Raw genomic sequence first — 12,809 nt, 5'->3', positions numbered from 1 at the left:
CTTACTTAAGGAAACTCCTTTTCACATTTGTTCAAAGGAGTAAGTTCGCCTAGCCAAATATAAAATTTGGAGGCTTACTTAAGGAAACTCCTTTTCACATTTGTTCAAAGGAGTAAGTTCGCCTAACCAAATATAAAATTTGGAGACTTACTTAAGGAAACTCCTTTTCACACTTGTTCAAAGGAGTAAGTTCGCCTAACCAAATATAAAATTTGGAGGCTTACTTAAGGAAACTCCTTTTCACATTTGTTCAAAGGAGTAAGTTCGCCTAGCCAAATATAAAATTTGGAGGCTTACTTAAGGCTTATAAAGTTAGTTATAAGCTTCGTACACTATACAACTTTACCTTTTCGAAGCTTCTTACTGGTTTTCTCAAATACATCAGCATTACCAGTGCTACAATTCCGCTTCTACCTCCTGAGATTATTATTGAACATTAAGTCCATTTAAGACTTCTTCAATATTTTTTAGAACTTTAATAGATAATCTCTCTCTTGCTTCTTTTGTCCAACCAGCTACTTTTTTAGATAAGATTACATTAGGGCATTTTTCAAATTCATTTTTATATCTTCCAGCACCATCTTCATCATAAATTGCATAATTTCCTTTTCTTTGTATCCATTCTAAAAATGCTGGAACTTCAAATGGAGTACCTAAAGAAGTATTAATCAATATTTTTCCATCACCAAACAAATCAAATTCATCACTTCCAAGTATAACTGTGTTTTTAGGTAAATGAATAGATATAATTTCTACTGTCTTTAGCAGTTCATTAAGAGAAAGATATTCTATACCTTCCTTTTCAATGTCCATTTTTCTGCTTCTACTGAAATAATAAACCTTCATCCCAAAAGCAACTAATATTTTTGCTAACATCCTACCTGTTGTACCCATTCCAATTATTCCAATTTTTCTTTGTGTTAGCTCTACAGCTTCATTTCTCCACTGATGCTCTCCTAGTCCCTTAAGTAATCTTATTAATTCACTAACAATGAATTCAATTAACCCTTCATCTCCATAGTCTCTAACTCCTAAAACTTCAATATTATTTACTCTTGCAGTCCTAATATCAACATTTGCGGAATTTTCATCATAAAGGCTGCAGCACATTCCAATATATTTCAACTGTTTGCAGTTTTGAATTACTTTCTTATTTATTTGTGTATTCCAAGATACAAGTACACAATCAGCATCTTTTATTCTGTTAATAATTTCATCATCATTTTCCGGATAATCATCAAACACATCAATAGGTTTTATAGAGTATTTTTTTAGTTCTTCAACTGCCCAAGGCTCCAGTCCAGTTTTATCAATACAAATTATTTTATTAAATTTCATAACTTCTCTTCCTTTCATTGAATTTTTACTTTACACCATCTTCAATTATTGTTGATAAAATGAATGTGGTAGCGGTATCTATAGTAGATTTCACTTTCCATAGTTGGTCAATGAAATTTGTAATATCTGTTGTAGACTTTGCTCTAACCTTTATTACTAGGCACCAATCACCATGAATTCTTTGACATTCTTCTATTACAACATTAGGTACAGCAATATTTATATATTGCTTTATATCTTCTTTAAAATTAGACATATTAACCTTTATATAAATATATGCTCTAGTACCTTCTCCCAATTCAGTCCAATCAATGATACTTTTATACCCCTTTATTACGCCACTTTCTTCTAACTTCTTTATTCTTTGATGGATAGCTTGTCTTGATATATGAAGAATCCTGCTTATTTCTTCATGAGATATTCTTGCATTATTGCTAATAATATTAATAATCTTAATATCTAAATCGTCCATTAATCACCACTCCTTGCTTCATGTAATGTATTTTAACATTTAAGAATCGCTAAGTCATTATACTTGGCAAATTAACTGCTAATAGCAATTTGGGTTGTTTGGCAAATAACTTTATTCATGTTTTAGACTACTTTTTATCAAGAATATACTTTAATCAGTTGCTATAGGTAAGTTTTTTAGTTATTTCAATTGTTTGTAAAAATATGTAATCTATTGTTATCACTTATCCCTCTTAAAAGGAGGTAATAGGTGGAGTTGCCACGTTTTAATGTTGCTGTTTCAAGGTGGTTGAAGCCCTAAATGGGCTTGAACAGGATTCCCTGAACTTATTCTTAATATTACTATTAACATTAATAGTGTTACTTATAGAAAAAATCTCAAAAAATAGCAGCCCCGTACGCAAATGGATAGCCACTATTTTTAGTTAAATATTAAATAGTTATACCAGCAACAACAGTTAATACATGGATAAAAAAAAAGGAACTCTGGGAGGTAGATATCAAATAGGGCTATATAATGGGTGAAGGTAAATTCTTCTTTGTCTTATCAATAATAGATGTATTTGACAGATCAATAGTTGATTATCATATAGGATATAGTTGTAGAAGCTCTAATAAACCAATTTTATTAATACGAAGCCTGATAAAAAGAAATCTATTTCAATGTGAGCACAAGAAAGTTATCAGAACTGACAATGAGTCACAGTTTATTAGCCATGTCTTTTAAGACAGATGTGCAGAAATAGATATTTATCATGAAAGAACTCCAAGCAAAACACCAACCAGAAATGCACCTATTGAATCTTTCCATAGTATTTTTCAGGATGAATGTATAGGCGCATATGAGTTCAATAGCTACAAAGATGCTTATTATGAAGTATCTAGATTCATGAAAAGGTACAATACCCAAAAAACTCATTAGAGTTTGAAATACAAAGCTCCAATGAGTTCTATACTCAAAATCTAGAAAAAGAAGTTGAGAATATGATCATCCATTTATAGTGGATCCTCTTTAATTTTAAGATGTGAAACTTATCAATAATTGAATCAATTAAACAATTTTAAAATACTAAGCTATTGGTAGGTTTCGGGATATAATGTCCAAAGTTTAGGATCTAATCCGGTTTTAATATTATGTAATCCAATGGCTCCTTTATAGTATATCTAGACTCTACCTCCATCCATATTCCATCACATCAGCAGTTTTTAATACTGCTTCTTTTCCTAAAAGTTTTTCTATAACATATAGAGACATATCTATACCTGCTGAAATGCCTCCAGACAATATTATTTTTCCATTATCAACATATCTGTCTTTTACTATCTTGGTTTTTGGGGCGATTTCCCTTAATAAATCTAAGAATGCATGATGTGTCGTTGCAACCATATCTTCTAACAAGCCACATTTTGCAATTATTAATGCTCCCGTACATACTGTAAGTAGTAATTCTAAGTTAGGATAATTAAGTTTTATCCAATCCAAAATAGCATTGTTATTCATCTCTTTCTGAAAACCTTGTCCACCTGGAACTATCAATACATCAAGTTTTGGACAATTATAAATTGTATATTTCGGATTTATACTTAAATTATTTCTTGCATATACAGGTCCTTCTTTTTCAGCTACTGTAAAAACATTAAAGGGATTATTAGGATTCATTTCATTCGTAACTGAGAATACTTCAAATGGTCCACAGAAATCCATTACTTCAACATCATCGAATAATAGAATTCCAACATTTCTTGTTTTTTGCATCACTTTACCACCTCTTATATTAAACTATTGCTTTAGAATATTTAAAATTACCTTGCAAAACTCTTCAGTATTATCCTAGGTTTTGATTACCATAATAGGTTTTTCCACTACCCCGTTGATTCCAAATTTATCTTTCACTATAACTTTATAAGACCTCATGATTCATTAAATGGATTTACTCCTGCGGAAGTTGCAGGCTTTACTATGGATAAAATCAATAGAAATTCTTGGTTTTCAGCGGCTTAATTATAAAATTAATACCTTTAATTAGCCTGCAGAAATCACGTTTACTTAAGCTTTGTTTGCCATGCAATAAAATGTCCAAACTTACATAACTTTCTAAGAACCAGCAATTCTATGAAAAATCAAGTTATTTTTTCATATCAGCTTACCAGATTCATTATTACAAATATTTTTACAACAATTATTATAACCATTATAACAATAAAATCAACACATTTTCTATTAAGAATAAGGAAACACTCTACTCACTCTGTTCCTAGGTGTAAGTTCCACTGACTAAATCGAAGATTTAGAGTGTCACTTAAATTACTATTTGTCTATTCCAAAAACTTGTTCCTAATTTTATCATAACATATTTTGTAAATACAACATTGCTTATGATATAGTTTTTTAGCTTTAGTGATTCCAGTTGCCTAAGTAGCTAAAACTGTATAAAGTAGGGTGTTCCCTACACTTCGATAGTCAATCCTACCTTAAACTGCTCCAGTTTCTCCCCTAACTGCTCCTTCAAAATCTTATATGACTTTTCTCCGGTACAATGACCAGTATATACTTTTTCAATACCAGTGTCTTTTATCCTATTAGCAAGAGCTTTTACTTCCTCATGAGATGCATTGTATAAATGAAAACCTCCAATTATAGCATAAATATGCTTATTATTAAAAGTCTTTGCCACCTCACGGATAATCATATCTGCGCCTGTATGACAACAACTATTTAAGATGACTAGGCCCTTTTCTGTCTCAAAAACAAGGCTCTGTTCGTGAGAAAAATCATCAGGATACCATTTTCCTTCTTTTTTTATATACATCCTATTCTTTTTTCCAATCATAGCCAGGTTAGATGTTTTGTGAGGTATTAGGGTAACCCCTGGAATTAGCTCGTAATCTCCATCTACAAATAGGATTCTGTCCTTGTAAGTTTCCAAGGTGCCTTTTCGGATTCCTATATAGTGACTGAATATCCCAAACTTTATGTAGCAGTTTTCCCCGCTACCTGCTCGCAAATAAAATTTTGCTTCTTTGTTTTCATGAAAAAAGCTTTCCATTCCGTTTGCGTGGTCATAATGAGCATGTGATAGCACTCCGTAGTCTACTTTTCTTATATCTATATCGAGTTTCTTCGCGTTATCCAAATAAAGCTTAGAGGCACCAGTATCAAGCAGAATATTTTTGCCTTCATATTCTATAAAAATACCAAGTCCCCATTCCTGTTTTAGCTGTTCACTTGCTATATTATCTGATAAAATAATTACTTTCATGAACTCTCTCCTTATCAATAATCATATAACTCTCTCTAAATCCCTATTTAACAGTAAGTTTTATTATCAACTAATTTATATAATTATATCTCACTTGAATTACTTGGTAAATCATTTAAACACAAAAGTTCCTAAGTCACATTAAAAAACTATGACTTAGGAACTTTATATTCTACACCTTATATATAAAATTCAGTTCTTATATTTTTATTATTCATCTAATCCAGCAAAAATTTCTACAACATCAGGATCACAATGAGAGAAGAATGCACTTTCTGCTTTGTCTAATTTGACAATCTTATTCATATCATCCTCATCTAATTTAAAATCAAATATATTAAAATTCTCAATCATTCTTTCTTTATGCACAGACTTAGGAATAACAATAAAACCTCTTTGAATTAAATATCTTAATGCAACTTGAGCTGTAGATTTATTATATTTATCTCCAACTTTTTTTAGAGTTTCATTTGTAAAGATATTATTTCTTCCTTCTGCAAATGGTGCCCAAGATTCAATTTGTACCCCATATTTATCCATGATTTCTTTAGCCTTTACTTGCTGATTAAATGGATGTGCTTCAACCTGATTAATTGCTGGAACTACCTCATTAAACTTAATAATATCTATTAATCTATCTGGATAAAAATTACTTACTCCTATAGCTCTTATCTTGCCACTTTTATACATCTCTTCCATAGCTCTATATGTGCCATAATAATCATTGAAAGGTTCATGTATTAATACTAAATCCAAATATTTAAGTTGAAGCTTTTTAAGTGATTCCTCTATAGAAGTTTTGGCCTTTTCATACCCAGCGTTTGATATCCATACTTTAGTTGTAATAAACAATTCTTCTCTTGGAAGGTTGCACTTCTTAATTGCCCTTCCTACAGCTTCTTCATTACCATAGGTCTGAGCAGTATCAATTGAACGGTATCCCACTTCAATTGCATCTAATACACATCTCTCACATTCCTTCAAATCTTCAATTTGATAAACCCCATATCCTAAAACAGGCATTTTAACCCCATTATTTAAGGTTACATATTTCATATATTCCCCCTCCTTACATAAACTATCTTTCATATATTTATTACTACTATTTGCTATTATTGTTTATACCTTATTTTAGTTTATTTTCATATTTAAGAGCATGCTCTTCATACTCTTCAATCTTTCTATGAAGATAATCTAATATGCCATATATTATTTAAGGTATTTATTGTATATAAATTATAAAACTTATTAAAAATTATAAAATAAGAACAGTTGATGCAAGTTTAACTGTTCTTTCAAAATACCATATTTAATTATAGTACGGTTCACCGTATTAATTACAAGTGCCAATGTTTTTATCTTCATTATTCTGTTAAGCTATATGACATATTATAATATCCAAAAATATTATATATACTTTATCTTGAAATTATTTCTACGCCATCTTCAGTTACAAGAACTGTATGCTCCCATTGTGCTGAAAGAGAGCCGTCTTTTGTAATTGCGGTCCATCCATCTTCATCGATAAACACTTCATAACTTCCTGCATTTATCATAGGTTCAATTGTAAATATCATTCCTGGAACTAAAATCATATCCGTTCCTCTTTTTCCAAAATGATAGACAAATGGCTCTTCGTGAATATCTAATCCAACCCCATGACCTCCAAAATCCCTAACTACTGAATAACCTTTACTTTCTGCATACTCTTGAATCGCAGCTCCAACATCACCTAAAAATCCCCAAGGCTTAACTGCCTCTAATCCTTTTTCTAAACATTTCTTAGCCACCTTAACTAATTTTTGAGCCTCCTCACTTACCTCTCCAATCATAAACATTCTTGAAGCATCTGAATAATATCCATTAAGTATAGTTGTTGCATCTACATTTATAATATCTCCTCTTTTAAGTACTACATCTTTACTTGGTATTCCATGACATACCTCACTATTTATTGATGTACAAATACTTTTAGGGAATCCATCATAATTGAGAGTTGCTGGTTTCCCTCCATTAGATACTGTATAGTTATATGCTAAATCATCTATTTCTTGTGTTGTCATACCTTCTTTAATATTCTCACTAATTAAATCTAAAAGGCCATTATTAATATTAGCGCTTTTTCTTATTCCTTCAATTTGCTTTTTAGTCTTTATTAGCTTTTTTGTTGGTACTATGTGTCCTTTTCTTTTTAAACTTATTAACTTTTCATCAAATTCTAAATGGCATGCCTTATATTTCAAACTACTTCCACACCAACAAAGGTCATTTCTATTTAACATCATAATCTTTTCTCCTTTTATCTATTATTTAATTACTCCACCATGAAAAAAACATTCATAAACTTTATTATTATTAAAATAAATTTCCTCATAGCCTTGAAACCAATGAAAATCTCCATTAACAATGCAATGATATTTATACTGCCCTTTTTCATATATAATTGGTCCACGATAAGGATTATCTTTAGAAACCAAACTTAATACTTCTTTTAAAAATCTTCCTGAAAATCCCTCATCCAAAACTCTTCCTGCGTAATTCATTGACCACAATGGAATATGATTTTTCCACAAACCTTCTTCTCCAGAAAATTGTTCCCCTCCTAAATATGTATCAATATATTTAAAGTCACCTTCTACATATTCAAAATCATGAGAATTAGGTCTTGATGATTTAATTTTCTGACCATTTCCTGCATATGTGGATTTTTTAGCCTTACATAAAAAATCTATTACCTCTCCATTTAAATCATTAACTTTATCGGATTCTATATATAAATGACAATTTTCTTCATAATCATTAACTAATTTATCAATACTTACATTAAAAAAATCACTTATGGAAATTAGCCTAGCTATATCTGGATATGACTGACCAACTTCCCACTTGGCAACTGCCTGTCTTGAAATACCCATAATTTCAGCCAATTTCTCTTGTGATAATCCCTTGGCTTTTCTCAATGTTTGCAATTGTTCTTTAAAACTCATTTTACTCACCTCTAAATCAGTATACTATCATTTCCCTTATACTTCTATCAACTGAATATAGCAAAGTTGACAACCACAGGTAGCTTTTAAATAAAAAAATAATAAATGTAATTTTCTTTTTTTAATGCATCCCTATATCCAGCTATCTCACTTTCACTGCTATATCTTGGTTCTATTTTATTCTCCATTATTTCACTAAATCGTTGATTTACAGAGTGGCAATGAAAAAGTGATAGATATTTCTCTAAAATATGGATATGATTCACCCACAGCATTTAACAGAGCTTTTAAAAGTGTACATGGTATAGAACCATCTCAGGCAAAAGAAGAAGGTACAATATTAAAAGCATTTCCTACTATTAGCTTCAAAATAACAATAAAAGGAGAATTAAGTATGGTACATTTGGTATATTGTGATGACAAAGAAAAGGTATTAGAAAAAATATTGGATAGTTCTAAAGCGATGATTATTAGAGCAGCTGCAGGAAGAAAGATTCCTCATAGTAGAGTATTCGTTGGTGAGAAACTTTACTTCATGAAAAAAGGTACAGCTAAAATCTCAGCAACTGCAACTGTGAAATCAGTTCAAAATTTCGTTAAATTATCAGAAGATGAAATAGTAAAGGTACTTACCGATAATCAAGAAAAATTGAATTTATCTAAAAAGCAACAAGAACGTTGGCATAAAAAATGTATGTGCTTGGTAGAGTTTGAGAATGTGGGTGAAATAAAGCCTCTTGACTTTGACCGTCAGAGTAATATGGATGATTGGCTTTGTTTAAAAAATAGAAGATGTAGTTGTTGGTACAAGTATTCCATATAATTATGACAAATCGAAATTTTAGGTGGTGTTGCTATGGCAATGTGGAACTCACTTTATCAAAGATGATAAGAAATACACACTTAATGTCAAAGATTTATGCAGTGAAGCAAGAAAAGCAAATATTGACTGTTAATAACTCGTTTAAAGAGAGGCTACAGATAGGAAACTACTTTTCACATTTGTTCAAAAGAGTAAGTTCATCTAGCCAAATATAAAATTTGGAGGGCTTACTCAAGGAAACTCCTTTTCACACTTGCTCGAAGGAGTAAGTTCGCCTAGCCAAATATAAAATTTGGAGGCTTACTCAAGGAAACTCCTTTTCACACTTGCTCAAAGGAGTAAGTTCGCCTAGCCAAATATAAAATTTGGAGGCTTACTTATAGTACGGTTCACCGTCAACATTCCACTCACAAAATATATATAGAAATATTAATATAGATAGGCTACCTTGTAAACTGAAAGAAAATTAAAATCTCATTAATGTAAGGTTATAAAGGTTCCATCTATAAAAGGATTAATCCTTTTTAGGGTTAATGTTTTAAAATGGTTATAAAGTTATTTTATAAAAACCAGATAGCAAAGTTTGCCTTAATGGGTTTATTTAGAGGTACAGCTACAAAAAACTACAGCGATTTTTGTAACAAAAAGTATACTAATTAAATCATTTTAGCATACTTTTTTACATTCCTTATTTAATTGATAATACAAAATATATGAATATTGTGAATTAATATAACTTCTGATTATGCTTATTTTGCGGGAGTTAGAGGAACTTATTCATTGATGTATAATTTGATACTCGAAATCCAAGATTTTCATATAATGGTTTCCCTTTTTCAGTCGACATTAAATCAACTGCGGCAACGCCTAATAGCTTTGCTTCTGATAAAAGTTCAGTCATAACTTTCGTTGCAATGCCTTTTCCTCTATATTGAGGGTATGTAAAAACATTGTATACCGTATCGACAAGATATGATTAAAACGCTATTAGCGGAGGTCTTTCCACGATTGACATAAATGCAGTTGCTAATACTTCATTTTCATTCTCAGCAATGATAGCAATAAATCCCTTGTTAAGGTGTTGAGTAAAATATTCTTCTAACTTCGTTCTAATATCTTGCACTTCTTCCGAAGAAGACACACCTTTTTCTGCAAACAGGTATTCCATACGAATCTTTATGAGGAGGTCAATATCCTCTTTAACCGTTTTTCTTACTTTCATGTTTTGCACCACCTTATATTTATAATCTTCAGTTCGCACTTTTCTACAATCATTAATTATTATTATATCTCAGCTATAAATGTAATACCAATATTTTCAATTATAATATTAGTATTACATAAACTTTTACCTTTATTTTATATCATAACTTATTATCTTGATTTTCATTCTTTCAAAATCTATCTCACACAATTAGCTCTTAACATTTCTATTAAGTAACTTTCTATTCTTTTTTCTTTTGTCCTTGGATTTATTCCCTTTTTATTTAACTCTTCTATTAATCCATCTTTTATTAAATTATTTAATGTAATGACATTAAACTCGAATAGAATATTTTTTCCAAATAATCTTTTCATTATGTTAATACCTCCCTCAAGAAATACATTAATATCTTTGTTATTTTTTAAAGTAATAATTTTTTCTTGATATGGAGAGATTCTATCCTTTAATTTATCTTTTCCTGAATCGTAATCTTTTTACCATGGTATCCTAATGGTTTGATTTGTCGGGAACATGTACAACTTCATCAAGTGATTGGTAGGAAATTTTTAATGTTTTAGACAATTTCTTTACAAGAGCGGATTTACCACTGGAAACTGACCCCATAATATGTATTTCATATTTTAACATTTTCTTTGGCGTAGATAACCTTTACTTCTCCATGTAAGAAAACTACGCACTAAATTACCTAAAGATTATTTTCAAACATATGAAAACATCTATTTTGAGAGAGCAATCTATTTTAAATTAATACAATACTCTTTCTTTAATATGGAAAGCATCATCATATCATGGCAACTATCGCTCATATAACAACGTTCTCTTAAAATACCCTCTTTAACAAAACCCGACTTTTCAAGTACTCTAATTGATGAATAATTTTTCGTAGACACTGTGGCTTCAATTCTATTAATATCAAGAGTTTTAAATGCAAACTCAATTACTGCAGCCAATGTTTCGGTCATAATTCCCATATTCCAATATTCATGTCCTAAATCATATCCTAAATCTGCTCTTACTTTTGGAACTTCAATTTCACACTTACAAAAGCCAATAATTTTAGGCTGATTTTTTAAAGAAATCCCCCAGAATATGGCTCGTTTTTGTATGAATGCATCACTAAAACATTTAATCAGACCTTCTGCTTGCTTTATATTTGTAAACACTTCAAATGTATCATGTTTTATAACTTCAGGATTACTTAAAATTTTATATATACTTTCTGCATCTTCCTGTTTTATCTCTCTCAGATTTAACCTTTCTGTGTTTATTTCTGGAAATACATTGAATATTTCATCTCCCATAACTTTATCCCTCATTCCACTTTGTATTCCTACGCATTTAATTACTATTCCGCCATAATATAAGAATATGGCAGAATAACTAGCTTATTATTTATAATTATAGGTTCTACAAAGCTAGTTTTGCTACCAATTCACCACATTCAATCTTACTTGTTTTCACAAAACCCAATTATCCCCCTTAAATAAAATATAATCGTTACTTGGTCTTTTAAAACTGTTCCATGATAATTTAAGAAGAATTCGGCATAATTAAAGCTAAAGATTATAATAATTTTATTTACCTTTATCTTTATAAATTGGAATTTAAGTGAGTCTCCAAATTTTATATTTGGATAAACGAACTTACTCATTCGACGGTAGGAGAAGGAGTTTCCTTTAAAAAGATCTATTAAGAATAAGTAAACACTCTACTAACTCTGTTCCTAGGTGTAAGTTCCACTGACTAAATCGAAGATTTAGAGTGTCACTTAAATTACTATTTTATTACTGGATTTTATATTGGATTTTACAAAAGGGACATCACATAAATCTGACAAGGGTTCCATTCATCCCACAGCTTAGGTAAACACTCAAATTCTTTAAATCCAAGATTCTTATAGAAAGCTATTGTTCTATCATATTCTTCATAACACCCTTCTTTTACAGTTTTAACTTGCATATATAAATAACCATGTTCTTTAGAATAATTATAACAATATTGAAATAAATTCTTACCAATTTTTTTTCTATGAAATTCTTTTAATACTCCCATAACATAAAGCTCAATAGTATAGGAGCTTGTTTCTTTCAATACAGCAAATCCTCTTGCCTGTTCATCTTCAATATCAGCCACAAAAGGCATATCTTTGCTACAATGTATATATTCTTCTGTACTTTCCGGCAATCCAAACCAATCTGGAAGATTAGTTAATATTTTTCTTGCTATCTGTTCCTTATGTTCTTTATCATTAATAATACATATCATAAGATTCCCCCCAACAAAAGATTACTATTTGTCTTGCACTTAAAAATTAATTATTTTTATTATAACATATTTTGTAAAAATAAGATTACTTGTAATACAGTTTTTGCAAATAAAAATAGCCTTAACCAAGTAAAATGAATGGTTAAGACTAATTTTTGCATTTATAAGTAAACTCCTTTTCACATTTATTCAAAGGAGTAAGTTCGCCTAGCCAAATATAAAATTTGGAGGCTTACTTATGGTATGGTTCACCGTAACTACTATAAGTGGGATTTTTCCACTTTATACCCCTATATTTATTCTACATAATTATGGTATAATTCTAAAGTACAAATTAAGAATTCCGTAGTGGATGGCTACGGGGGTTTTGAACGTTTTATCCTCCTTATGGGCTATTGGTGAATTACTTCACTGTAGCTTAGGAGGTGGTATTGGATATG

General features: G+C 30.3%; 12 protein-coding genes and 4 pseudogenes. 4 read left to right on the top strand and 12 right to left on the bottom strand.

The window, feature by feature from the left end; all coding sequences use genetic code 11:
* Window positions 1–426 precede the first annotated feature (426 nt).
* Together KQI89_RS17290 and KQI89_RS17285 are read right to left on the bottom strand one after the other, a co-directional pair.
* Window positions 427–1,338, bottom strand: coding sequence for a D-isomer specific 2-hydroxyacid dehydrogenase family protein (locus KQI89_RS17290; RefSeq protein ID WP_216458140.1), 912 nt, complete (start codon window positions 1,336–1,338; stop codon window positions 427–429).
* Between the two features lie 25 nt (window positions 1,339–1,363).
* Window positions 1,364–1,810 carry an Lrp/AsnC family transcriptional regulator gene (locus KQI89_RS17285; RefSeq protein WP_216458139.1) on the bottom strand — a complete coding sequence of 149 codons (447 nt, stop codon included), beginning with the start codon at window positions 1,808–1,810 and terminating at the stop codon, window positions 1,364–1,366.
* A 741-nt stretch (window positions 1,811–2,551) separates the two neighbouring features.
* Here KQI89_RS17285 and KQI89_RS18235 point away from each other — a divergent pair.
* The gene (locus KQI89_RS18235) at window positions 2,552–2,731 is read left to right on the top strand and encodes an integrase core domain-containing protein (protein ID WP_216458141.1); all 180 of its coding nucleotides are present in this window, start codon (window positions 2,552–2,554) and stop codon (window positions 2,729–2,731) included.
* 249 nt (window positions 2,732–2,980) lie between these two features.
* On the opposite strand, the gene KQI89_RS17275 is transcribed toward KQI89_RS18235, so the two are convergent.
* A complete protein-coding gene (locus KQI89_RS17275) occupies window positions 2,981–3,565 on the bottom strand; it encodes a DJ-1/PfpI family protein (RefSeq protein WP_216458138.1) in 585 nt (194 codons plus the stop codon).
* A 126-nt stretch (window positions 3,566–3,691) separates the two neighbouring features.
* On the opposite strand from KQI89_RS17275, the pseudogene KQI89_RS17850 reads away from it, so the two are divergent.
* Window positions 3,692–3,811, top strand: a pseudogene (locus KQI89_RS17850) (IS6 family transposase); the annotation flags it as partial.
* Between the two features lie 445 nt (window positions 3,812–4,256).
* On the opposite strand, the gene KQI89_RS17270 reads toward KQI89_RS17850, so the two are convergent.
* From KQI89_RS17270 to KQI89_RS17255, 4 genes are all read right to left on the bottom strand, one after another.
* Entirely contained in the window at window positions 4,257–5,069 is an 813-nt protein-coding gene (locus KQI89_RS17270; protein ID WP_216458137.1) for an MBL fold metallo-hydrolase, read from the bottom strand.
* A 210-nt stretch (window positions 5,070–5,279) separates the two neighbouring features.
* Window positions 5,280–6,125, bottom strand: a complete 846-nt coding sequence (locus tag KQI89_RS17265; protein ID WP_216458136.1) for an aldo/keto reductase — start codon at window positions 6,123–6,125, stop codon at window positions 5,280–5,282.
* A gap of 362 nt (window positions 6,126–6,487) precedes the next feature.
* Window positions 6,488–7,354 carry a methionyl aminopeptidase gene (locus tag KQI89_RS17260; protein ID WP_216458135.1) on the bottom strand — a complete coding sequence of 289 codons (867 nt, stop codon included), beginning with the start codon at window positions 7,352–7,354 and terminating at the stop codon, window positions 6,488–6,490.
* A gap of 21 nt (window positions 7,355–7,375) precedes the next feature.
* Window positions 7,376–8,056, bottom strand: a complete 681-nt coding sequence (locus KQI89_RS17255) for a DUF5680 domain-containing protein (RefSeq protein ID WP_216458134.1) — start codon at window positions 8,054–8,056, stop codon at window positions 7,376–7,378.
* A 202-nt stretch (window positions 8,057–8,258) separates the two neighbouring features.
* On the opposite strand from KQI89_RS17255, the pseudogene KQI89_RS17250 reads away from it, so the two are divergent.
* Window positions 8,259–8,453 (top strand): annotated as a pseudogene (locus KQI89_RS17250) (helix-turn-helix transcriptional regulator); the annotation flags it as partial.
* Window positions 8,451–8,901: pseudogene (locus KQI89_RS17245) on the top strand (hypothetical protein). The pseudogenes KQI89_RS17250 and KQI89_RS17245, both read left to right, overlap by 3 nt.
* Before the next feature lie 741 nt (window positions 8,902–9,642).
* On the opposite strand, the pseudogene KQI89_RS18230 reads toward KQI89_RS17245, so the two are convergent.
* From KQI89_RS18230 to KQI89_RS17220, 5 genes and pseudogenes are all read right to left on the bottom strand, one after another.
* Window positions 9,643–9,840 (bottom strand): annotated as a pseudogene (locus tag KQI89_RS18230) (GNAT family N-acetyltransferase); the annotation flags it as partial.
* Window positions 9,841–9,855: 15 nt separating this feature from the next.
* Window positions 9,856–10,101: a hypothetical protein gene (locus KQI89_RS17235; protein WP_216458133.1), complete on the bottom strand. Its 246-nt coding sequence runs from the start codon at window positions 10,099–10,101 to the stop codon at window positions 9,856–9,858.
* A 179-nt stretch (window positions 10,102–10,280) separates the two neighbouring features.
* Entirely contained in the window at window positions 10,281–10,457 is a 177-nt protein-coding gene (locus tag KQI89_RS17230) for a hypothetical protein (RefSeq protein ID WP_216458132.1), read from the bottom strand.
* A 381-nt stretch (window positions 10,458–10,838) separates the two neighbouring features.
* Window positions 10,839–11,405 (bottom strand): GNAT family N-acetyltransferase, encoded by a 567-nt coding sequence (locus KQI89_RS17225; protein ID WP_216458131.1) that lies wholly within the window; start codon window positions 11,403–11,405, stop codon window positions 10,839–10,841.
* A gap of 505 nt (window positions 11,406–11,910) precedes the next feature.
* Complete coding sequence (locus KQI89_RS17220; protein ID WP_216458130.1) at window positions 11,911–12,369, bottom strand: GNAT family N-acetyltransferase; 459 nt, start codon at window positions 12,367–12,369, stop codon at window positions 11,911–11,913.
* Between the last annotated feature and the right edge of the window lie 440 nt (window positions 12,370–12,809).

It is taken from the genome of Clostridium simiarum (assembly GCF_018919175.1).
Classification (GTDB): domain Bacteria; phylum Bacillota; class Clostridia; order Clostridiales; family Clostridiaceae; genus Clostridium_L; species Clostridium_L simiarum.
Note: the sequence above shows the minus strand (reverse complement) of the source record. Positions and strands in the feature narration are given on the sequence as shown.

Excerpts from the sequence above, each read along its gene's own strand:
- KQI89_RS17260 (WP_216458135.1), bottom strand. The coding sequence starts at position 7,354 with ATGATGTTAAATAGAAATGACCTTTGTTGGTGTGGAAGTAGTTTGAAA.
- KQI89_RS17275 (WP_216458138.1), bottom strand. The coding sequence starts at position 3,565 with ATGCAAAAAACAAGAAATGTTGGAATTCTATTATTCGATGATGTTGAA.
- KQI89_RS17230 (WP_216458132.1), bottom strand. The coding sequence starts at position 10,457 with ATGAAAAGATTATTTGGAAAAAATATTCTATTCGAGTTTAATGTCATT.
- KQI89_RS17235 (WP_216458133.1), bottom strand. The coding sequence starts at position 10,101 with ATGAAAGTAAGAAAAACGGTTAAAGAGGATATTGACCTCCTCATAAAG.
- KQI89_RS17290 (WP_216458140.1), bottom strand. The coding sequence starts at position 1,338 with ATGAAATTTAATAAAATAATTTGTATTGATAAAACTGGACTGGAGCCT.
- KQI89_RS17220 (WP_216458130.1), bottom strand. The coding sequence starts at position 12,369 with ATGATATGTATTATTAATGATAAAGAACATAAGGAACAGATAGCAAGA.
- KQI89_RS17270 (WP_216458137.1), bottom strand. The coding sequence starts at position 5,069 with ATGAAAGTAATTATTTTATCAGATAATATAGCAAGTGAACAGCTAAAA.
- KQI89_RS17225 (WP_216458131.1), bottom strand. The coding sequence starts at position 11,405 with ATGGGAGATGAAATATTCAATGTATTTCCAGAAATAAACACAGAAAGG.
- KQI89_RS17265 (WP_216458136.1), bottom strand. The coding sequence starts at position 6,125 with ATGAAATATGTAACCTTAAATAATGGGGTTAAAATGCCTGTTTTAGGA.
- KQI89_RS17285 (WP_216458139.1), bottom strand. The coding sequence starts at position 1,810 with ATGGACGATTTAGATATTAAGATTATTAATATTATTAGCAATAATGCA.
- KQI89_RS17255 (WP_216458134.1), bottom strand. The coding sequence starts at position 8,056 with ATGAGTTTTAAAGAACAATTGCAAACATTGAGAAAAGCCAAGGGATTA.